16 protein-coding genes are annotated in these 21,965 nt (G+C 45.2%); 4 read left to right on the top strand and 12 right to left on the bottom strand.

What is annotated here, in order from left to right:
- Positions 1-671 precede the first annotated feature (671 nt).
- Both M1L62_RS16150 and M1L62_RS16145 read left to right on the top strand, forming a co-directional pair.
- Complete coding sequence (locus M1L62_RS16150; RefSeq protein ID WP_254560639.1) at positions 672-1,670, top strand: T9SS type A sorting domain-containing protein; 999 nt, start codon at positions 672-674, stop codon at positions 1,668-1,670.
- 70 nt (positions 1,671-1,740) lie between these two features.
- Entirely contained in the window at positions 1,741-2,520 is a 780-nt protein-coding gene (locus M1L62_RS16145) for a phage tail-like protein (RefSeq protein ID WP_254560638.1), read from the top strand.
- Positions 2,521-2,574: 54 nt separating this feature from the next.
- Here M1L62_RS16145 and M1L62_RS16140 read toward each other — a convergent pair whose 3' ends face one another.
- The 11 genes from M1L62_RS16140 to M1L62_RS16090 form a co-directional block, all read right to left on the bottom strand.
- The gene (locus M1L62_RS16140) at positions 2,575-3,552 is read right to left on the bottom strand and encodes an alpha/beta fold hydrolase (RefSeq protein WP_254560637.1); all 978 of its coding nucleotides are present in this window, start codon (positions 3,550-3,552) and stop codon (positions 2,575-2,577) included.
- Between the two features lie 92 nt (positions 3,553-3,644).
- A complete protein-coding gene (locus M1L62_RS16135) occupies positions 3,645-3,938 on the bottom strand; it encodes a transcriptional repressor (RefSeq protein ID WP_254560636.1) in 294 nt (97 codons plus the stop codon).
- Positions 3,939-3,953: 15 nt separating this feature from the next.
- On the bottom strand, positions 3,954-6,404 hold the full coding sequence (locus tag M1L62_RS16130) for an outer membrane beta-barrel protein (protein ID WP_254560635.1): 2,451 nt from the start codon (positions 6,402-6,404) through the stop codon (positions 3,954-3,956).
- A gap of 70 nt (positions 6,405-6,474) precedes the next feature.
- Positions 6,475-7,677 carry a DUF4374 domain-containing protein gene (locus M1L62_RS16125; protein WP_254560634.1) on the bottom strand — a complete coding sequence of 401 codons (1,203 nt, stop codon included), beginning with the start codon at positions 7,675-7,677 and terminating at the stop codon, positions 6,475-6,477.
- A gap of 142 nt (positions 7,678-7,819) precedes the next feature.
- Complete coding sequence (locus M1L62_RS16120) at positions 7,820-8,527, bottom strand: DUF4198 domain-containing protein (RefSeq protein ID WP_254560633.1); 708 nt, start codon at positions 8,525-8,527, stop codon at positions 7,820-7,822.
- Between the two features lie 27 nt (positions 8,528-8,554).
- Complete coding sequence (locus M1L62_RS16115; RefSeq protein WP_254560632.1) at positions 8,555-9,907, bottom strand: PepSY-associated TM helix domain-containing protein; 1,353 nt, start codon at positions 9,905-9,907, stop codon at positions 8,555-8,557.
- 229 nt (positions 9,908-10,136) lie between these two features.
- Positions 10,137-11,360: a DUF4374 domain-containing protein gene (locus M1L62_RS16110; RefSeq protein WP_254560631.1), complete on the bottom strand. Its 1,224-nt coding sequence runs from the start codon at positions 11,358-11,360 to the stop codon at positions 10,137-10,139.
- Positions 11,361-11,374: 14 nt separating this feature from the next.
- Positions 11,375-12,598: a DUF4374 domain-containing protein gene (locus M1L62_RS16105; RefSeq protein ID WP_254560630.1), complete on the bottom strand. Its 1,224-nt coding sequence runs from the start codon at positions 12,596-12,598 to the stop codon at positions 11,375-11,377.
- A 52-nt stretch (positions 12,599-12,650) separates the two neighbouring features.
- Positions 12,651-15,023, bottom strand: coding sequence for a TonB-dependent receptor (locus M1L62_RS16100; protein WP_254560629.1), 2,373 nt, complete (start codon positions 15,021-15,023; stop codon positions 12,651-12,653).
- Positions 15,024-15,110: 87 nt separating this feature from the next.
- On the bottom strand, positions 15,111-15,773 hold the full coding sequence (locus tag M1L62_RS16095) for a hypothetical protein (protein WP_254560628.1): 663 nt from the start codon (positions 15,771-15,773) through the stop codon (positions 15,111-15,113).
- 146 nt (positions 15,774-15,919) lie between these two features.
- Positions 15,920-16,474 carry an RNA polymerase sigma-70 factor gene (locus M1L62_RS16090; protein ID WP_254560627.1) on the bottom strand — a complete coding sequence of 185 codons (555 nt, stop codon included), beginning with the start codon at positions 16,472-16,474 and terminating at the stop codon, positions 15,920-15,922.
- 395 nt (positions 16,475-16,869) lie between these two features.
- Between M1L62_RS16090 and M1L62_RS16085 the strand changes: the two genes are divergently transcribed.
- Together M1L62_RS16085 and M1L62_RS16080 are read left to right on the top strand one after the other, a co-directional pair.
- A complete protein-coding gene (locus M1L62_RS16085; protein ID WP_254560626.1) occupies positions 16,870-19,896 on the top strand; it encodes a SusC/RagA family TonB-linked outer membrane protein in 3,027 nt (1,008 codons plus the stop codon).
- 11 nt (positions 19,897-19,907) lie between these two features.
- Positions 19,908-21,416, top strand: a complete 1,509-nt coding sequence (locus tag M1L62_RS16080; RefSeq protein WP_254560625.1) for a RagB/SusD family nutrient uptake outer membrane protein — start codon at positions 19,908-19,910, stop codon at positions 21,414-21,416.
- Positions 21,417-21,503: 87 nt separating this feature from the next.
- On the opposite strand, the gene M1L62_RS16075 is transcribed toward M1L62_RS16080, so the two are convergent.
- The gene (locus tag M1L62_RS16075; RefSeq protein WP_254560624.1) at positions 21,504-21,890 is read right to left on the bottom strand and encodes a DoxX family protein; all 387 of its coding nucleotides are present in this window, start codon (positions 21,888-21,890) and stop codon (positions 21,504-21,506) included.
- Positions 21,891-21,965: the final 75 nt, after the last annotated feature.

Genomic DNA, 21,965 nt, shown 5'->3' with positions numbered 1-21,965 from the left:
GTTACGTTCTTCACGAATTTAAGCACGCTTATTGAGATATTTACATCATTAATCCAATAACCGTTAGTTCCGTGACGCAAGTCGACCCAGGATCGGATCGCGAAACGCTCATGGTAACCGTTCTTCAGACCAAATTGTATTACAATCTGAATCCTGCGTCAATAAACACTGACAATAAGGGACTTAATCAAAAACGGGGATATATTAACTTGTGTGCCGTTAAATAAGTTTATTTGTACCTTTTGGAACATATACAGTAAACGACCCTGTTTTTGTACTAAGTTTAATTGCGACGGAAGATATGTGCAGGCATAAACTAACTTAATTCCTCTCCTCTATGAAAATTATTCAGTTCGCGTTCACAACAACATTTCAAAAGTTTACTTTGCCGGAACCGGTTACCCATCGCCATTTCCCGGATAGGAAAATCTTCTATGCCTTATCCAAAAATCTTTCTTTTATGCAATTTTAGCAAAACCTTCTTTTTATAAAAGCCGGTTAAATTATTGCTAAAATGCATCCGCATTCGGTCACAATTTCTCCATCACTCTATTTATGGAACAAACCATAAAACGGAAACATTGTGCGCTATAACAAAGTCTCCCTTGGGCATATACCTGATCGCATTTGCAGTATCGAAAATAACAACGTAAACATGAAACTCCTTCAAAATGAAACATCCATGTATTTTTATTCTCTATTTCGTATTTCAAAACGTTGCTGCGAACGCTCAATTTACGGCTGGATCCAGAGGGCTTTTTATCAAAGGCGGCCATCCGGTGAATCTTTACGGTTTGACCTTGCAACCTACACCCGATTTGACAATCGCGGACAATATTCTTGCGATTTCTAATACACCCATTCCCCGAAATTCGACTCAGGGAATCAAACGTGTTTACAGTTTTGCTTCACCCGTCAATTTTAACGGTATCATCGGCTTGTTTTATAAAGACGATGAGGTAAATGGCAATACAAAATCATCTTTGCAGATCACCTATTCAAGCGCATCCGGCGGACCTTTTACCGAAACTACGGGAAGCACCTCTGCTCCCACTGTTAACTACTTGTCTAATAGCCTCTCCGGAAATGTTAAGGGCATTACCGCAATCAGCCCAACCCCACTTCCCGTTACGCTTGTTCGTTTTAATGTTAAAAAAGAGGAAAAAACAGTACTGCTCGACTGGTCTACGAGCACCGAAACAAACAGCCATCTTTTTGATATTCAGTCATCAACAGACGGATATATCTGGAAGTCCAAAGGCTCCGTATTGGCGAAGGGCGAAAGTACCAAACCCGTTCGGTATTATTTTACAGACACCGCTCCTTTTCCCGGCCAGAATTACTACCGGTTAAAAATGGTCGATCATGATGGTACTTATGCGTATAGCCTTGCACGGAATGTGAATTTTCCTGTTGAAGATATCATTTCGGTGTATCCAAATCCGGTCATCGATAAAGCGATCATTACCGTAAAAAACTGGGCTGATGTTGAAGTCATTCAGATCAGCGATTTACACGGTCGGATCCTATATCAAACGCAAAATAAAATTGATGCTGACTTAAAAAACGGGTCGTCTGTCAGTATGGGCGCACTGCCCGCAGGAGCTTATTTAATCAATGTTAAAAACAAAAATGGAACAAGCCAATCACTAAAAGTGATCCGGCAATAACCTGACCAGGCTGACCTACAATCTATCTATATTTCTATTTTAATATTTGTAACGCTCCAAACATATCAAAATGAAAAACTTCCTTACTTACCTCATCCTTTTTGCGTTAACGATTTCTGGAAATGTTTTATTCGCCCAAGTGGGACTGGGTACACTTACACCAGACCCTAGCTCAGAACTGGACGTAAATTCGACCACGCGAGGAATGCTTACGCCACGCATGACACAAGCTCAACGTAATGCAATTACTGCTCCCGCCGAAGGATTGCTAATATACCAAACGGATCAGGCACCAGGCTTTTACTTTCGTCAGGGTGCCCAGTGGATCAAGTTAAGCACCGCGCCGGACGCACCTCATAATACACTTTCCATCATACCATTTTCGTCCGGAGTTCCGGTACGCATAATTCCACAACATTCGGGGCTGGAAAATCTTGGCAGCATCATCGGATTCAGTAATGCCACACTGGATGTTCCCGCCACAACGCCAACGATCGATGTTACATCGGGTTTGGGAAATAATGTTAATCATGCGATGATTATGCCAATAAACGGAACGATCAAATTTCTTTCTGCCTCATTCACTTTTACAGGCGCAGTTCCAACACAGGAGGTCTATCTCTATGTTAAAATTTATCGGTCGGATAATGGTGTCTCTTTTTACTACACGGGACAATATGCATTTATGGCCAAAGGCGCTGGAAATCCGGTGGCATTGCAGGTTTTGAGAAATGATCTTGACTTATTTGTTCCCGGAGGAACACATCTGATGATGTTTATTTCGGCAACTTCTAACAACGGGAATACCCCTATCACAGGCTTTGCGAGAGCCAGCCTAGGGATTCAATAAATCCTCCCGGCATTATCCATGTAACGCATGAATAATGCCGGGAGGATAAAATTTCTATCTGGAAACGAATTCCAAAATCGCCTCAATCACAACCTCCGGATCCTGCAAAGGCACATAATGTCCGCTGTTATGCGCAATAACCTGTTTACTGTGAGAAGATAAATTGAGCAGATCTTTTTGCTGCTGACGGTGTAAAGTGAGGTATTCCGTTGCCAGTGATTTTTCACCGAGAAAATCAGCTCCGTTGGGATACCCTCCCGTGATTACGGTGAGCGGGATATCGCCGAATGAAGTAATGACCTCCACCTGTTCAAACATCGGATCATCATCCACGGCTTCTTGCAGAAATGTTTGATAGGATTTATAGAAATAGTCCCGCACGTGTTTGTTCATCCAGTGTTTCAGCGGGAGATCAGTCATGAATGGTTTATACGAAAAATAAAGTCGCGCTATCCCTGTTTCCATCAATACCGAAACGAGCCATTTCGGAGGTACAACCAAATATTTCTTTAACTCTTTCGAAGCATTTTTTATTTGCAGCGGGTGCGATACGTCGGCAAAAATAACGGCGGAAATATCCTGCTGATGATCCCGCACAAAAGGACGAAGCGTGATGCCCGCCAGTGAGTGCCCAACCAGAATATAGGGCTTGGGACAATTTGTTTTTTCAAGCAGCTGTTCAAGTTCCGAGGTAATACTTTCGAGCGTCTTTGTTTGTGCACCACCCTCGCTCCACATCAGACCTGCCCGGTCATAGGAGATGGTCGTCGTGTGTTTTGAAACAGAATCCTGTATCTGTTCCCATATTTTATAATCGCCTCCGAGCCCGGATTGAAATACGACCGTCGGACCGCCCTCGCCCTTTTTCACAAAGTGTGTTCTGACGCCATTTATGTCACAGAACTCGTTTTGAGGAGGTCTTTTGCTGTTAAAATACATCTGAGCGCCATGCTCATACAAGGTGCCCATCACCAGCACTGCTAAAAAGAAAAAGAGCACTCCTTTCAAAAACCTTGTTAAGCCTTTTTTCATTTGCGTTTGTATTTACGTTTTCCCGCGAACCTGATATAACCCCGAAATCCAGGAGCCATCCCTGGTTATCCGGCATTCTTCAACCGGTTACCTTATCTCGCGGCCACATCCGGATTGATACAGTACTTATACTTTCTGTTTTCGTAGTTTCTGATCACAAAATTGAAATCCACCAGCCAGTTAAGACACTGGTAAACATAAGGAATACTGATTTTAATTCTCTCCCGCCGCATCAGCAGCAGGAGTTCGTCAGCGTCAATGTACGTGCCTGCGCGTTCCAGAAAAGCGGCCACCTGAATTCGTTTTGATGACATTCTTACCCCTCTGACTTTACACTCGATGATGAGCTGCTGAACAAAACTGGCCTGGCCCGTTTTGTTCTCCATTCCCTGCTCCATGACTTAATTTCCACCTTTTACACGGTTCTGAATATCTTCGCTGCCCGAATTCCGCTTACGCATCGGTGTAATATCTTTTCCAAACCGGTACGAAAAAGAAAGCGTTGCCATGCGGCTGTCGAAACGGATGTGACCGGTCATGTCAAGGTTTTCATACCTGGCCGTCTGGCGGCGCTGACGTGTCTGGAAAATATCGTTAACCATCAGTTTTATCGTTCCTTTTTTACTAAGCACCTGCTTCTGCGCGCCTGCTGAAATCACATAGTAAGCCTTTGACACAAATACGCCATACACCGACTTTGAATTAAAAAACCCACTCAGCTCTGCCGAATAGCCATTTTTAAACTGAAAACTGTTCTGAGTATTTATAGTAAAACTTGTAATGGCATTGTTCAGGTCACCGCCTTTCTGGTCACCTTTGTACTGGTTTCTGAAAACATTGGTAAAATTATTGCTGCTCCACCAGCTTGCCGGCTGTAACGAAGCTGTAAAACTGATGCCGTAATTGATGAAACTTTTCAGATTTTGCGGGCTTTGATATGTGGTGTTCAGAGAGTCTACCTGCCCCATCATCCAGTTCATGACATCGGCTGTATAGCTGTAATTGATGGCCGTAATGAATTTCCCCTTGTACGTATGGCTCACCTCAACCGAGTGCGTCAGTTCCGGTTTTAGAAACGGGTTCCCCTCATAATACAGGAAAGGATCGCGAAAAAAACGGAACGGATTCATATCCGAATAATCCGGGCGCTCCACCCTCCGGCTGTATGAAAACTGGCCGCTGTGCTCTTTTGTAAAAGTTTTGGTCACAAACAAACTCGGGAAAAGCTGAAAATAGTTTCTTTTCACAAGTGAATCCGTGGTTACCTGATGTCCCTCCGTCTGCGTGTTTTCTGCCCGAAGCCCTGCCTGTACACTTAGCGAACCAAACTCCTTGCTGAAATTGACATAACCGGCATGAATGGTTTCTTTATAGGTAAAATAGTTGCTCCACGAAGCATCCGGCACCCACTGGTCATTTCTGAGGGTATCGTATTTCAGGTTGTTATCCACCGAAACATAACTGCTTTTCAGTCCGGTTTCAAACTTGGCTTTCTCCCCAAACGGATGTGCGTAATCGATTTTGGCAACGTACACATCCGTGATCGACGGCACTTTCCCCCGTCTCACCGACCGCCTTTCCAGCGCCGGGCTCTCTGCCTGATAATGGGTATCCATGCTCTGGCTCGACCGGTTATCATTCCTCGAAAAATCCAAGTCAGCCGACAACTCCCGTCCTTCGGTATCAAAACGATGTACGTAGTTAAGGTTATACGCGTTGCTGTTCCACCGGTCCAGGTTATCGTTGTGCGTCTGCGGCTGGCTGATCATCGTCCCATCGACAGAAACCAATTTATTGGTCGTATTATTATCGTTGATATATTTCCCAAAATTGCCGTTCATCAGGACGCCAAAGGTGTTTTTTTCATTGAGGAAAAAATCGGCTCCGACTTTGAAATTATTCGTATACAAAGGCTCGTTCGTGGCCGAGTTCTGGTAAGAGATCCGGTTGGGCTCCCCTTTCTTCTCTCCGTCATAAAACCTTCTGACATATTCCAGATATTCAACTTCCCCGCGAAAAGCGTGGTCATAACTGCCAAAGACATTCAGTTTTCCGCTCCGGTAGTTCAGGCTGGTACCTCCGCCGTAGCGATTCGCGCGGCTGCGAGCCAGGTTGCCATAAACACTGCCATTGATACCGACCTTTTCATTCTTTTTAAGCACGATATTGATAATTCCCGAATTGCCGGCCGCATCGTATTTGGCAGACGGGTTCGTAATCAGTTCAATTTTGGAAACCGATCCCGAGGAAGTACCGCGCAAAAGGGTTGTCAGTTCGCGCTGCGATAAGTAGGTCAGTTTGCCGTTCAACATGATACTAACTCCCGGTTTCCCTTTCATGGAAATATTTCCCTCATCATCTACCGTTACGCCCGGTGCTTTTTCCAGGAGCTCCAATGCCGTATTCCCTTCGGCCAGAATACTGCTTTCAATATTCAGGACAGTCCGGTCCATTCGTTGCTCGATCAGCGGTTTTTGCGCCGTGATCGTCACCGCATCCAACATTTTGTCGTCAGAAACCATCGATAAAATGCCCAGGTGGTGCTTTTGTTCCCGTTCCGAAAGTGTGAAATATTTTGAGTTATAGTTTTTAAAGCCCAGAAAACCCGCACTGACCCAATAGGTTCCAAACGGAATTTTTTCAAAAATAAACCGCCCTGCCGAGTCGCTCAGCGTACCTTTTACGATACTCGAATCTTTGGCATTGTAAAGCGCAATCGTTGCGAATTCGATTCCCTGACCTGTGGAAGTTTTGAGTTGCCCGGTCACCGAAGCAGTGATTTGCCCGTAAACGACCGTCCCTGCTCTGCCCAAAAGCAGGCAGAGGAATACTAAATTCCTGATTTTTTTCATGACATTAGATTTGCATGGCAGCTACAAACTGCCATCCTGTTGATGTTTGTGTTCGTTGATGAAGTATAATTTAGTCTTCTTTAAGTTTGTTGATCAGCAATACCCGGCCCTGAACTTTCAATCCTTTTTTAAGAGTGCCGGATTTTACATCATACGCCCAGATGTGCGACTCCCGCTCATTTTCACTGATGGAGATATAAGCTTTCCCGTTTTCAACCAGTACATTCTCGGTAAAGGTCAGCGCACTGAGCGGCAGATTCAACAACGTTTTCGTTTGTGTTTTTAAATCCAGCACATAATATTTTGCCAAATACCCGTTGACATAATCCATGTATTTCGTTATCCTGTCTTTGTCGATCATCTTCACCAGCGCCTTGTCATTTCCAAGATGGTAGAGAAGATAAGTTTCCTGCTTTTTGTTGTCCGTAACCTGGAAAAAATAATCCGGATCCAGCTTTTCCTCACCCTTTTTGATACGATAAATACCCGAAGGCGCCGATGGGTGACTATGTGTACGCCCCCCCGGAGCCGCCAGAAAATAGATATCACCCTCCTGCTGAAAAGAATAAGGTGCATGCAGGTAAACACCTCCGGGCCAGGTAGAACGCGTATCTTTTTGAACACTGATCGTTTTCATGGACGGATAGTCGATGACGGCAACAAAAGTGGTGTCAACGGGCGGGGTTTTACTTTGCCATCCTTCATAATGCGTGTATCCGACAAACAGCCTGTTGTCACGAAAAGCGCCGATCACACCACCGTATTTCAATCCATTGGGTGGCAGCGGAATATTTAAATTTCCATGAGAAAGCAACTTCATGGCCACCACATCAACGATGCTGTATGTAAACTGCTTCCCGGCCAGGGTACTCCCGATCAGAAGCGTCCGGTCATCCACCCAGCTGTACCAACTTTCATAAACCTTCCAGGGGATTTTGTCAAAAGGTATTCCCGCTACGGCTACCAGCCCTTTGTCGGTCGGCTTATACTTGGTGAATACCGGCTTCCCGTCATCGATTCCATAATAATACCCGGCGCGGCAAGCCATAACCAGACTGTAAATCTTTTCCGAATTTTCAGAAATTTTCAGTTCACCCTGCGTAAGTGAGTTTACCGGCAGCAGATATTCCTCGTCAAGATCTTCGCCCGCAAAAACAACAATTCCATACTTCGCATCCGTTCTTTCGTCGGTCTTATCCGGCTTTTTGTCGCACGAAATTGTCGTGATAACAGCTGCAAGAATAATCAGAAGGGAATGGAGACTTAGTTTCATGGGTCAGGCACCAGGCGTGTTCAGCATCAGGGAAATATTGAAAGTGTAAAGTAAAGGCAAATTTGGGATAATTTGTCTATCCGCCACAGTTTGATCAGATAAATTGCGGCAGCTTATGAAATTCACTGCCGCAACTTTCTTTTTATTTGACAACATCCACCAGTAAAGTCGCTGCGCGCCAGAAAGCTTTGTAATCGTTCCCGTTTAATTTCCCCTCTTCCTTCCAGCTTTTTGAAGCTTCGATAAAATATACCCCAGGCCAGATCGGCACAAATTCTGCATTGCCCTTTTCATCTGTCACAACTTGCTTCGACCAGCCCGAAGGGGAAGAAACCGTGATGTACAGCTTTTCAAACGGGGCATTTTTAAACAATCCTTTCAGGCTGACAGGTTTGTTGACCTTCGCTGCCTGACCCGAAAAAATGCTAAGGTCTGTACTGCTTACGGCATCGTTTCCTGCAACCGGCTTCCCTACATTTACCACCGCATTTGCGTTGAACTGATATACCGTTGTGCCGCCCAGATCTTTGGAAGTATGCCCAACCGATAACGTATATACGCCGTCCTTTTCAGGAGTAAATTCAGAGGTAAAATGATCGGCGCCCGCTGTGGTTGTCAGCTTAACCTTTTGCTTATCGGGACCGGTGAGCCAAAGTTCAAACTCTTTTACATCCGAGTACCAGTCGGCCAGTTTTTCCGGTGTTTCTCCCGGCTCGGAATAGATGATCTTAACGGTTTGTTTCTGACCTGCTTTCCCAACCGGTGCGGTCTGGATCCACAACGCATGTGCAAAAATATTTCCGGCGCTTAAAAGAATTGCTGACGCAAGTAAGGTGAGTTTTTTTAACATGATAAACTTAAATTAATTGAATTGGAATTATTGATCATTAAGATTGTGCTGTACCGATGCCGATCGAATACCCGACCTGGACTTTGCTTGCCCTGGCTTGAAAGCCGGAACTTTTTTCTGTGTGTATACTGTATTCGTTGATGGCAGATCCTCTGCTGGCTGACCTTTCAATTTCTTCGGCTTCTTTTTACGTTTCCCCCACCAGATGATAAAACCGGTCACAGGAAGTGACGCGCCGATCAGCGAAGAAAAAAAAGCAAGCACCTTTCCCGGAAATCCCAGAATACTTCCGATGTGAATGTCATAGTTCATTCTGCGTAGCCGGGCACCGAACGAGGCCTGGGCATAAGGCGTATCATAGAGCTCATTATCCGACAGTCGTTTTAGGGTGTGCCTGTCAAATGTGTAACTTTCGTTATTGTAAAATTGATGTGCACTTGGGTAAATCGTTATCCCGATTGTCGATTTGGCATCCAGTGTATCCGGATAGCTGTAATAAAATCCCTGTGCATCCGGATGAGCCTTGGCAACACTGGCCCAGGCTTTGTTCATGGCCTGATCAGGTTTGTAAAACTTGTTGAGCTGCAAAGAATCCGAAGCGCTTTCCTTCCATTCGGGCAGGGTCTGCCCGCCGGATGTCGTCCAGTATAAGCCTTTGCTGTACCACTCAATGCCCCAAACCATGCCGGTAAGGGCAATAGCCAGCAGGAAAAGCAGGCTATAAAAACCAAGTACGTTGTGCAGATCAAGGTTAACTCTTTTGAACGAACCGTTCCATTTGATTTTAAAGCTTTTATCCCTGGTCGACTGCGTCCATTTTTTGGGATACCACCAGATAAGCCCCGTGATCAGCAGCACCACGAAAATCAACGTACCATAATTAACGATCGGTCGTCCGATTTCATAAGGCAGCCACAAAAAGCGATGACCGTTGAGCACCCAGCGAAAAAAATCCGTTTCGTCTTTATGGTGCGTTACTATGCTCAGCACTTTTCCGGAATAAGGGTTCAGTTTGACTGTGTAGCGGATTTTATCCTCCCACTGCCCCACCCCCACGTTAATGGCGCGGCCCTGATGATAATTGGCATAAGTAACTTTTTTGCCGGGATAAAGACCTGAAACAATATGCCGGATTTCCGAAGGCGCGATTGTCGTTTTATTCTCCACAACCACATTGTTCTCCGGCTCCATCAGCATGGTTATCTCTTCATTAAAAACCCATATACAGCCCGTCACACAGACGATTAACACGATAATTCCCGAAGCCAGGCCCAGCCACAAATGCAACCAGTCGTTAACCCTGCGAAAGAGTGACTTCCCGTCCGTCTTTTTTCCGGCTGCCCTTTTGCCTGCTGATTCTGATAGGTTATAAAATTTCATGGCTATACTTTTGATTCCGTTACAAATCCTCGTAATATTTTGAATATCATGGTGTGTATAAAATGCTGAAAACGGTTTGGAATGAAGTAACTGCCACTTAACTATAAGTAGCATAAATCAGATTTCCCCGAAGGTGTGTTTAAAAAAAATCTATATTTCCGTCGTCTTTTTGATCACAAAGTTGAACAAACAGTCTGCCAACAAGCCAACAGACTGTCTGTCTGAAAAATTACTCGTAAGATAATTTCGATATGGTTGTGATATCGCTGATGCCTTCAAACTGAAGACCTCTTTTACCCACGGCTGTTTTGGCGTCGATCGTGTACACATAGTGCGTACCGGCATCATCCTTCATCACATAACGTACCGTGTTTCCGTCACTTTCAACAAATGTTTTTTGCTTGTATGGCATCTGTGCATGCTCCGGTACGCCCGAAACCCAGGTAATGGTTTCGGCTTTTACATCCACCACAGCCAGTTTTATACGGCCAGCCCATTCGGTTGCCTGCGCTTTTGTCGAGTAAAATGCCATCAGGAATTTACTGCCGCTGATATAATCTCCGCGGGAAATTTTAAGACCGGTTTTCTCTTCGACATTGAAAAAATACGTCTGATCGAATTGGTCCGCTCCCTTTTTTACACGGATAATGGCAGACGGATTCTTCGAGTCCGCAGCAGTGGACCAGGCATACACATCACCGTCTTCGATTTGTCTTAAACCCTGCATGCCAAACCAGTTTCCGATATAACTGGTGCGGCCATCACGGATCACTTTCTGGAATTTAAGGTCAGGATAACTGACCACCATGATCCAGGTACTATCTTTCAACTTTGTTGTCTGCCCGTCTACTCCCGGAAAACACTCGAAAGGAATGTAAAGCTTATCCTTATCAACCGGGAAAACGCCATACCAGGAAGGCATCTCGCCATTGCCGGTTATCTTGCTCATATCAATGGTATTACGCCCTGAAAGAATGAGATTTTTAGCGTTGAAACGGAATAATGTTGACATCGGATCTGATTTCCCTTCAACAAAACCGCCGCCAACCCATTCCTCGTCGTTAACCGCGCCATAAATAGGCGCCGTCACAGCGTTCACGGTATTGCCAGCCTGCACAATAGCACCTTTTCCATCCAGTTTGTAGGGCGTGATAGGCCCTTGCCCACCCCAGACTGCCGCAAAAAGTGTGTTATTTAAAGGTATAAATGAATAGGCATCGGTTTCGATCCCCAGGGAAAGCCCCACTTTTCCACCCGTTACCGAATCCGCGGAAATGATGTAGGGCGCCTTTTCAATCCCCTCAGAACCTACGGAATAAGCCACAAAAACATATTTTGACCTGGCACCTGTTTCAGGCGTTGGCGTGGATTCCTTTTCGTCGTCGCTGCTGCAAGCGGCAAGTCCGAACATCGCCGCCCATGCCATGGAAAGTATAAATTTATTCGTTTTCATAAGTCAGATCAAATTTAATAAGTCAGTTTTGTAATGGTTGTCACGTCACTGATGGAGTCAAATACAAGTCCCTTCTTACCTTTTGCCGTGCTTGCGTCGATCGTATAAACGGCGAATTTCCCGTCATCACTTTTCAGCACATACTGGATCGTTTTGCCGTCGCCCTCGTAATAAGTCTTGTTTTTATAAGCCAGTGTCGCATGCTCGGGCACTCCGTCCACCCAGGTAACAGTCTGGTTGTTAACATCAACGATCGCAAGTTTAACCCGGCCGCCTGAAATACCGTTCGTAGAAACATTACCCGCCGTAAAAATCGACATCAGGAATTTTCCGTTGGCAACATAGTCTCCGCGGTTGATCTTCAAACCTGTTTTTTGCTCCACGTTAAAGAAATAACTCTGATCGAACTGCTCCTCTCCTTTTTTGATACGCAAAATCGCCGAAGGATTTTTAGAACCCGTTGCAGACGACCAGGCGTAAACATCACCGTTTTCAATCTGCTTAACCCCCTGCATACCAAACCAGCTGCCGATGGTGCCCGTGCGACCGTCACGAATGACTTTCTGAAACTCCATCGCCGGATAACTGAACACCGCGATCCAGGTGCTATCCAAATATTTGGTTGTTTTTCCACTCTCGCCCGGCGTTGCGTAATAAGGGGCATAAAGCTTGGAATCAACCTGGAATACACCTGAAAAAGTGGCCATTTCATCGTGTCCGGTGATCTTCGACAAATCCACCGTGCTTTTACCGGCAAGGATATTATTCTTCGCGTCAAATTTGAAAAACGTCGCAGTCGGATCGGATTTGCTTCTGGAAATCTGGGCGCCTACGAAAGCGTCCGCATTGACCGTACCGTAAATACCTGCCGTAACTGCATTAACCGTATTTCCCACCTGACTGACAGCCCCTTTGGCATCGAGTTTGTAAGGCGTAATCGGCCCCTGCCCGCCATAAACCATCGCATAAAGGGTATTATTTTGTGAAATAAACGAGTAAGCATCCGTTTCCACGCCACCTCCCGATGTCGTTAAAGTTCCTCCCGAAACAGAGTCCGCCGTCACAATATAGGGCGCGGTTTCGCCGCTGGATCCCACGGAATAAGCTACAAAAACATACTTTGATTTTTCCTTAGGCTCCGGTGTAGGCTCTGTCCCTTTTTCATCATCACTGCTGCATGACGCCATCCATAGCATACCTGCCGCAAACATAGCGAGTAACACGCTGTTTGTTTTCATCACTTTTTATTGATTTTTAATTAAAACTGGATTATAAGATTTTTCATGGCCATTATTTCACAAGAAAATACCGCAGTTTGATATTGAAAGATCTGCTTGGTTTCTGCAAGCTGAAATTATCGTAAAGCGTTGCGTCGGTCAGGTTCCGGCATTCAAAAGCGATGTTATACTTTCCATTCGCCATCGAATAAACGATGCTCGCGTCATGCGCCAGCTGCTCGGGAATCGTCAGCTTGCTGCTGGCAGCTCCCTGACTTGGCCAACGGAGATAATATTCATGCACATAAAGCAGATTGTATCCGATCGTCAGTGTATTGCTTTTTCCGCCCACGTTCTGGAAAAACAACGACGCATTTCCATTCCCAAAAAGATAGGGCATGTTGGGTATGCGGTCTTTGTACACCGGACTCACGACAGTAGTTGAGCCTTCGTATTTGGTATTATTGCGGATATTCTGGTAGGTAACATTGATACCGGCATTGAATAAACGTTTATAAGAATATCGGATTTCGGCGTCAGCTCCGCTGTTGGTCACGTCACGAAGGTTAACCATCTGCTGAACCGCCCTGCCAAAAGAACTGTAAAGGCTTGGACGGATAAAATCCTTCGCCGAACGATAAATCAGGTTGGCGTCAAAGTAGAGATGATGAACCCTGTTGATGGATGTGGTATAATTCACGCCCAGATTGTAATTGTTGCTGCTTTCCGGACGGAGGTTTGTATTGGAAGCCAGGTTGATCACATCGCCAAACAGCTCATCATTTTCCGGCAAACGGTAGCTTTTCTCATACGAACCTTTCACCTGAAGATTGGGGCGGATAAAATAGGTTGTTGCCAGACCATAACCATTTTGCGTAAACTTGTTCTTTTGAATAAAGTACTCGTTGTTCAGCACATTCGAAGACTTGCTTTTCTGAATATATTCCTTGAAGAAAAACGTGGTGTTCCATTTTGAACTGATATCGTAACGATAACCAAGTCCGATCACATTTTTGTCCGTTTTTTTAGGCAGGCGGATCGACTCGTCGTTCGGATTTAATACATCTTCTCCTTTTCTGTTAAAAGTATTGTAGGTACTATTCAGCACAAGGGAATGTTTTTCGCTGATCTGATAACTCAGGTTTGCATTGAAAAGGCCGTTATTGTTTCGGTATTTATACAAATTCCGGCTGAGCTCCCCTCCCGGAATGTTGGGGTTACTTCCCTTGTAAATGAAATCACCGAGCCAGTTGTACTGTTTAAAAGCGGTATCGATCGACTGCTCCTGTCCGAGGTTAAAGTTTCCGTTAAAGCTCAGATTAAGCCCTTTAACAAACAGATCTTTTTTCGTGTACTTGATCGTTGGCATAACGATATTTCCTTTCCTGCGTCTTTCCCCGAACACATCATACATGCGGTTACCCGTCTGAATATCCGCCTTGTTCTGCCCCAATGTAATCCCCACAATCAAACGATCCGCAAATTTTTTGTTGACCACACCCACATTGGCGATAACAGTTTCATTGCGATACGTGTCGTGAAATCTTCTTACGCGGCTTGGAATGGAAAGCCCCGTGTTAAGATCCGGAACGACATCCACATTGACCCAGTAGTTGTTGTCGGAATAATTTTGAAAGGCATTCAGCTGAAATGTAAACCCGTTTGCCGTCGTAATTCCGGTATTAATTGCCGTTTTATGCGTATTGAAAGAACCGAAAGAATAGGAAGCATCCAGATAATTTCTGCGGTTGGGATTGGTTACGATATTCACAGCACCACCCAGGGCATCAGCGCCAAGCCAGATCGGCACAACGCCTTTGTAAACCTCGATACGGTCCGCAAGGTTGACAGGAATATTATTCAGCTGGAATGACGAACCAAAATTATCCATAGGAATACCGTCCATGAAAAACTTCACCTGTTTTCCGGTAAAGCCGTTCAGCGAAAAGTTAAAACTGGAACCTACACCACCCGTCTCCCGCACCCGAACGCCCGAAACCCTGTCGAGCACATTGGACAGATCCATGGTCGTGTTGTGCAGTTGTTTGGCATCAATGGCCGTTATGTTAAAAGCGAGTTTCGCGGTTTCCTTCACCTCCGTAAGCCCGATAACCGAAACCGCTTCGAGTTCTTTGGTAGAAGATTTAAGCTTGATATGAAATTTATGGTGCTCGCCGGCTTTCACCACCACTTCCCGTTTGTGGCTTTCATATCCCAGAAACGAAACGGATAACGTGTACTTTCCCTGACTTACCTCCTGCAACGAATAATTCCCCTCCGAATTGGAGAATGTACCCTTGCTCGTGCCGGTCAGCGCGACGGTTGCACCCGGCAGCAATTCCCCTTCGACAGACTTGACCGTGCCGGAAATTGTTGCTTTTTGGGCGAACGATAGTAAAGAACAGGCACAGAGTATGCCTGTAAGCAAGATTTTGTTAATTTGCATTACTTTTAATTTTTGACGACTTTAAGAGTTCCCGTAGTGATGCGGGATGAGCCGTACGGTTGGCGCCGTGCGGTTCTTTTTTTTGGTTTATATTACAACCTGTCCGGGTAAATCACTGATCCGGTTACGGTTGACGACTATGATCTCCTCTTTTTGCATGTTATGCTGAAGAGCGACATAGGATTTTCCTTCTTTACATGTTATGATCTGTTTAGCGTTATTTGATTTCTTGCAGTCTGAACTAAAAACGACTTTCATATCTCTCCCCGACCGGTTGGTAATTTCCATCGCACCGCAAAAATGAATGCTGCTGGTTTGCTCGGAATAATTGGTATTGGCCAGGACCTTGCTATGGGGCGCGAGCGTAAAAACAAGCCCGGAAGAAGTTGTAAAACTCTTACTGTTTTCCCCAAGCAGATTGTCATAGGAAGTTATATTCTCCTCGGAAAACGGTTTCGAATTCTGATAAAATCCGTTGATCCAAAAGCCTATGACCAGACAGGCTGCGGCAGCGTACCAGGCAAAGGTTGTTTTTAAATCACGACGTTCCTTACGCTGATAGAGAGCGATATGCCGGTCGAGCACATATTCAATTTCCAACCTGACTTTTTCTTTGCTTTCAGGATCCGGGAAGACAGATGCCGCGGATTCCGTTTCCTCCGAAGCCAGCCACAGCGTCACCGCCCAAATTTCTTCGGAAGTTGCGGTTCCATCGCTGTATCTTGCCAGAATCTGTGCTGTTATTTTCATTTGTTGCTTTCCCTATATAATACAAGTTGAACAAAAGGCACATCAGTCCCAATACGGAGGGAAATATTTTTAAAATACCGGATACTTTTTTTTAATACTTAAACCGGCACGTTCAAAAATGTTCATTCATTGTTTCAAAAACGAATTCAGACCGCAGAATACCCTGTGCCTTTGTCCAGTTTTTCTTTCAGGAAATGTAGTGCACGCGTAAGGTGATTTTTCACCGTCTTTTCAGAAAGTACCATTTCGGTGGCAATTTCTCTGGTATTTAATCCTTGTGAACGACTTAATTCAAATACCTTTCTGCATTGCCCCGGCATGGCATGGACAAAATGTTGCAGCTGGGCATTGAGCTCATTCAGCTCGACATGGTCGAGCGTCGTATTTTCTTCTGTTTTTTGTTGATCCCGGACGTTTTCAAGATGCCGCGTCCTTATGGTGAGAAGCCGGTAATATTCCAGTGTTTTCAACTTGGCTGCTCTGAGCAGGTAATGTTCGACAGGGCCTTCGATGGTCAGCGTATCCTTTCTTTGCCAAAGTGAGAAAAAAATTTCCTGCACCAGTTCCTTTGCGACCTCCGAATCATTGATTTTACTATAACAAACAGTATATAATTTCTCCCAATGTTTGTTATAGATCAGCTTAAACGACTGATCATTGATTCTGAAAAGTTCACTTTTATCGGGTACAGGTTTATTCACTGGCTACATAGTTTGAAGCAAATATAGATATTTGTTTATATTTAGTCCAAATAATAACAAATAAACCTTGATATAAAGAATTTAATAGCCGTTAAACATTACCAATAAGTGCGGCCTCTGGCTGTCCATCAGGCTGATAAGAAAATCCTACAAAATAAAAGTCGTCTGAGGCTCAAACTTCTCCCCTAACCCGAATCATTTCCCTGGGCATTTGTATCGATTACGGACCTATACAAAATATATAGTGTTCGCACACACAATCAAAATATACATGTGTGTGCGCACACTTTTTTATTCATCGCTATTGCGAATATCAGATTAAAGATTAATTTTACTTTTAAGACTACTCATAGAATTAAATTCTAACCTATTCCATTTAACCACAACTAACACTTATGAAAAACAAATTTTCCAAAATTTTGTACCGGTTAGTTACATCAGGTGTGGCTGTGATGTCTCTCCTGCCGTCAGCACTGAATGCTGCGCCTGACAACGGCACCACAAACCGGATAAGCCAGCGCATTAACGCCGCCGAATTCACAGTCAAAGGAACTGTTACCAGTGCCGAAAAAGAAGCACTGCCCGGTGTTACTATCGTCGTAAAAGGGACATCCCAGGGAACAACCTCCGATGCAAACGGGAATTTCTCCCTGAGCATTTCTACACCCGGATCCACCCTTATTTTCAGTTTTATCGGATATGCAACCCGGGAGGTTGTTGTAGATGGCGCCAAAACACTCGACATTGTGCTCGAATCCGATGTAAAAGGCCTTGACGAAGTGGTGGTGGTTGGATACTCAGCAAAAAAACTGCGTTATTTATCAAGTTCAGTCTCCACGATCAACAACGAAAAACTCCGCGACGTCACCTCCAACGAGTTACCTAACCTGCTGCAAGGCAAGGCGCCCGGTGTCGTGGTTTCTTCGGGCTCCGGTGATCCTACGAAAGCAGCCAGTATCGTGATCCGGGGTGCAGGAACAATATCAGCCGGCACCTCCCCGCTTTATGTCGTGGATGGAAACATTGACGGTACCTATAACCCCGTCGACGTGGAAAGCATTACGGTATTGAAGGATGTTGCGGCTACCGGTTTGTACGGTTCCCGCGCCGCCAATGGCGTTATCATTGTAAATACCAAAATGGGGAAAGCAGGCAAAACGGAGATCAGTGTGAACAATACACTGGGTTTTGCAGAAGCCAGCAGCGGGAAATTCAAACTCATGAATTCGCAGCAACTCTATGACTACCAGAGCTCATTTTACCCAAGAGACCCGTCGGCGTTATCAACCAACACCAATTGGTGGAACGAGGCATTCAGAACGGCGTTTGTCAATAATCACAATATCTCTGCCTCGGGAGGCACCGACAAAACCACGTATTACATCTCTGCAAATTATTACAAGGAACAGGGAACGGTTGTGGAGAATGACAAGACCGGTTATAACTTCCGGGCCAATATGAAGTCCCACCTGACCAGCAAATTAACAGCGTCGGTACTTTTCAACGGACAGTACACCAAGGATAATTACCAGAACAGCAACACGTTGTATGATGCTTATGTCAACCTGCCTTTCGACCCTGCTTATGATGCAAACGGTGCTCCGGTCGATGGACGTTATTACCCAAAATGGCTGGGGCGCGATCGTGAAAACTTCCTGCAATCGTTACAGTACAACTATGCCAATGGAAAAAGTTTGAGAACAAGCCTGGATGTGAACCTGGATTACGATCTGACAAAAAATATTACGCTTTCCAGCTATAACCGGGCCAATTTCAGCAACGGATCTACGGTTACCTATTATGACCGACGCACCAAACAGGGTGGAGCCAACGGCGGAGAGTTATACAACGGAAATACCAATGCCAACCGTTTGCTGACTTCAAACAGGATCCGGTACAGTGAAGATTTCGGCAAACACAGCCTGACCGTGCTGGGTGTTGCCGAAGCAGAAACATCCTATAATTATTATGCAACGGTTTCGGGCAAAGGGCTTCCGGCCGGGCACGATGTAATGTCTGTGGCGACCAACGTATTAACCTCTCCCACAGCATACAGCGAGCAGGTGGCATTCCGCAAGTTTCTTGGTCAGGCGGATTACAGTTATGACAACCGCTACTTTTTAGTTGGCTCCTTTGTCAATGAGTTTTCTTCCCTTTTCGGAAAAAACAATTCGTCAGCCAACTTCTATCAGCTAGGTGCTTCCTGGGTACTGTCGAATGAAAATTTCCTAAAAAACAACAAAACACTCACATTTGCTAAAATACGTTTGAGCCACGGGATTGTCGGAAATGCCACGATTCCAAACTTTGCGTCACTGGGTTTATATTCGATATCTCAGTCGGCCAGTTACGCAGGTTTGCCGGGAGCATCGCCTTTCCAGAAAGGAAATCCGGATCTGACCTGGGAAAAAATCAAGTCTTCCAACATCGGGGCTGACATCAGTTTATGGAACAGAGCTGATTTGAGTATCGATGTTTATAACAAAACATCCGACGACCTTTTATATCAAAAACCGCTCACAGCGACCACCGGATATAGTTATGTGTGGGTGAATGCAGGATCTGTAAGAAACAGAGGAGTGGAATTCAACCTGACCACCAGAAATTTCACAGGCGGCGATTTCACCTGGGAAACCAACCTGAACATGGCTTTCAACCGCAACAAAATCCTTGAATTAAGTAATGGCGCAGCCACTTTCGCTCCGGGTAACCGTTTGCCACTGGCAGCAGGACATGACATGGGCGAATACAACCTGCCGATCTGGGCGGGAGTAAACCCTGAAAACGGGGATCCGCAATGGGAAAAACTGGTAACGGATGCCAACGGTGTTATTACCAAAGAACTGACAAACGTTTACAGCAGCGTGCAAACGGCACAATCTCGGCAGTTTACCGGCAAATCGGCTACACCTAAATTTACGGGAGGATTTTCAAATACGTTCAGCTACAAAGGTTTCACGGTCTCTGCATTTTTCAATTTTGTTTACGGAAGCTGGGTGTACAACGACAGCCGTTTTTACTTCGACAACGACGGATTGTATGAAAGCTACAACGCCATGGTACTTGCCAAGGGCTGGTCGCGCTGGGAAAAACCCGGCGATGTTGCCACACACCCGAAACCCATTGTGGGCGGAAACAAAGACTCCAACCAGTCGTCTTCACGATACCTGGAAGATGGCAGTTACATTCGTTTGAGAAACGTACGGGTAGGTTATACCATTCCGGCACGGGCTGTAAAAAAGATCGGATTTTCGAGAGCCAACATTTTCCTCAGCGCGGATAACCTATGGACAGGAACCAAATTCTCGGGAACAGATCCGGAAGTTTCCTTTGCCCGCGAAGGCGAATTTGCGTTGGGCTTATCCAGCATAAAATACCCGATAAGCCGTAAATTTTTGTTAGGCGTTAACTTCACTTTGTAAAATATCAGGTCATGATCAAGTTCAATTCCATAAAATTATTCCTTACTCTTGGGCTGATAACGATGTTTTCAGCTTCATGCGAGCAGTATTTCGAACCAACGACAACCATTGATGAAACCACTGCACTTGCCAACGAATCCGACGTTCAGACGGTTACCATAGGAACTTATTCCATGCTCCTGCACGCTAATTACACAACCAGCGGTCATTACATGATGGAATACCCGAGTGATGAAATCGCACAGGGGCAAATCTCTTCCAATGACCTCACCAGGCTTTACCGATATACGCATATCAACACATCCACTCATGCGACCAACTTCTGGAGTCAGGCCTATAAGGTTATTGCGGCGGCCAACAAGGTCATTGCTTTTGTTCCCGACAACGCATCGGCGGAACTGAAACAACTAAAAGGTGAAAATCTGTTTCTGAGAGCCATGGTGCACTTCAACCTGGTCAGAATGTTTGGCCGCCCTTATCCGCAAAACAGCGGCGCCAATCCGGGCGTACCCATTTTGAAGGAAGGCATGAGTGATGCAGATGTGCTGACGTTATCGAGATCTTCTGTAAAAGAGGTTTACGATTTTGTCATCAGCGACCTGCTGTCGGCGGCGGCGCTGATGGGATCAACCAAAACAAACATTTATGCTTCCAAAGAGGTGGCATATGCGTTGCTCTCGAAAATATATCTTTTTAAAGAGGATAACGAAAATGCGCTCAAATATGCCAATCTGGTCATTGATAGCAAAAGATATTCACTGCTGTCATCGTCGGACTACCCGAGTTATTTCAAAATGGCGACGGAGAGTAACAAAGAGACGATTTTTGCCGTGCGTCATACCAATGTTCAGATTGCAGGGATCGGAACAATGTACATCAGCAGCGACCAGGCCGGAAATCCGCTGGGTCAGGGTGTAAGCGGCTGGGCCGAACTTTATGCTTCGAAAAAGTACATTGATTTCATAGCCAAGTATCCGGAAGATCTGAGAAAATCCTTTGTGACACCCTATAACATCAGTGGTGTTTTGCAGTTCAACCAGAAACTGACGCCTGCCACACCGATGTATTATATCAATAAATTCACTTTGCAGGAAAATGTGATCAATGCAAGTTCTCCTGTTTACCTGAGACTTGCCGATATATACCTCATCCGGGCCGAAGCAAACGCAAAACTCGGGAAGCAGGAAGCCGCCATTACGGACGTTAACCTGATCCGCGCCCGCGCGGGTCTTTCAGGCACTGCGCTTCATACGGCTGCGAGCATTACGGCACAAGGTAAAACATTGCTGGAAACCGTTCTTGATGAACGTTATGTGGAACTTGCTTTTGAGGGACACCGGATTTATGACTTATTCAGAAACAATATGCCGATGGTCAGAAATTATCCGGGAACGCATGCGCAAAACAACACGCCGACCACCGACATTCGTCAGACTGTTTTGCCGACCGATCCACGGGTGGTTTATTACATACCGCAGGCGGAAATCAATCAGAATAGCAAGCTAACGCAAAACCCTTAATATCAAGAACATTAAGTCGCTATGAATGCTGGCTGCTGTTTGAGAATCAACCAACGAGTTGCTTTTCAAACAGCAGCCCATTTTATGTTATGCTTGTTTATACCCCTTTGGAAACATGAACGTGAGCAGCGCCGCAATCAGCAGAAAGTTAAATTCCACACCATTACGCCCGCCTCCTACCACAAACCAGCCTTCCGGAAAATGTACCATCACGATCCCCATGATCAGGATAATAATGGTGATCCCACAGGCCCATTTGACAAACTTTTGAAAGATCAGGCATACAGCGGCGGCTACATGTGATAACTTGATCGCCCATGCCAACGGTACGCCAAACGGCCCAAATCCCTGCTGATTAAGATATAAATTACCAAAATCATTCACGCCGTTGTCAAACATGCCGGGAACGCCATGCATGATCAGAATGACGACTACTGCAAATCGTAAAATAAAGTTATTGTCAAGTAAACTCATGATTTTCGGGTTTGTGTTGGCCTGGGCTTGTTTTATCTCAATTCGCTCCCGGCAGTTGAAAATATAAAAATTATT

Origin of the sequence: Dyadobacter diqingensis (genome assembly GCF_024220585.1) — a bacterium.
GTDB lineage: Bacteria > Bacteroidota > Bacteroidia > Cytophagales > Spirosomataceae > Dyadobacter > Dyadobacter diqingensis.
This window is presented reverse-complemented; position numbering and strand designations above follow the sequence as displayed.

Coding starts and splice junctions, on each gene's coding strand:
- M1L62_RS16075 (WP_254560624.1), bottom strand. CDS start 21,890: ATGAGTTTACTTGACAATAACTTTATTTTACGATTTGCAGTAGTCGTC.
- M1L62_RS16145 (WP_254560638.1), top strand. CDS start 1,741: ATGAAAAACTTCCTTACTTACCTCATCCTTTTTGCGTTAACGATTTCT.
- M1L62_RS16130 (WP_254560635.1), bottom strand. CDS start 6,404: ATGAAAAAAATCAGGAATTTAGTATTCCTCTGCCTGCTTTTGGGCAGA.
- M1L62_RS16100 (WP_254560629.1), bottom strand. CDS start 15,023: ATGCAAATTAACAAAATCTTGCTTACAGGCATACTCTGTGCCTGTTCT.
- M1L62_RS16080 (WP_254560625.1), top strand. CDS start 19,908: ATGATCAAGTTCAATTCCATAAAATTATTCCTTACTCTTGGGCTGATA.
- M1L62_RS16085 (WP_254560626.1), top strand. CDS start 16,870: ATGAAAAACAAATTTTCCAAAATTTTGTACCGGTTAGTTACATCAGGT.
- M1L62_RS16105 (WP_254560630.1), bottom strand. CDS start 12,598: ATGAAAACAAACAGCGTGTTACTCGCTATGTTTGCGGCAGGTATGCTA.
- M1L62_RS16110 (WP_254560631.1), bottom strand. CDS start 11,360: ATGAAAACGAATAAATTTATACTTTCCATGGCATGGGCGGCGATGTTC.
- M1L62_RS16150 (WP_254560639.1), top strand. CDS start 672: ATGAAACATCCATGTATTTTTATTCTCTATTTCGTATTTCAAAACGTT.
- M1L62_RS16115 (WP_254560632.1), bottom strand. CDS start 9,907: ATGAAATTTTATAACCTATCAGAATCAGCAGGCAAAAGGGCAGCCGGA.
- M1L62_RS16095 (WP_254560628.1), bottom strand. CDS start 15,773: ATGAAAATAACAGCACAGATTCTGGCAAGATACAGCGATGGAACCGCA.
- M1L62_RS16125 (WP_254560634.1), bottom strand. CDS start 7,677: ATGAAACTAAGTCTCCATTCCCTTCTGATTATTCTTGCAGCTGTTATC.
- M1L62_RS16140 (WP_254560637.1), bottom strand. CDS start 3,552: ATGAAAAAAGGCTTAACAAGGTTTTTGAAAGGAGTGCTCTTTTTCTTT.
- M1L62_RS16135 (WP_254560636.1), bottom strand. CDS start 3,938: ATGGAGAACAAAACGGGCCAGGCCAGTTTTGTTCAGCAGCTCATCATC.
- M1L62_RS16120 (WP_254560633.1), bottom strand. CDS start 8,527: ATGTTAAAAAAACTCACCTTACTTGCGTCAGCAATTCTTTTAAGCGCC.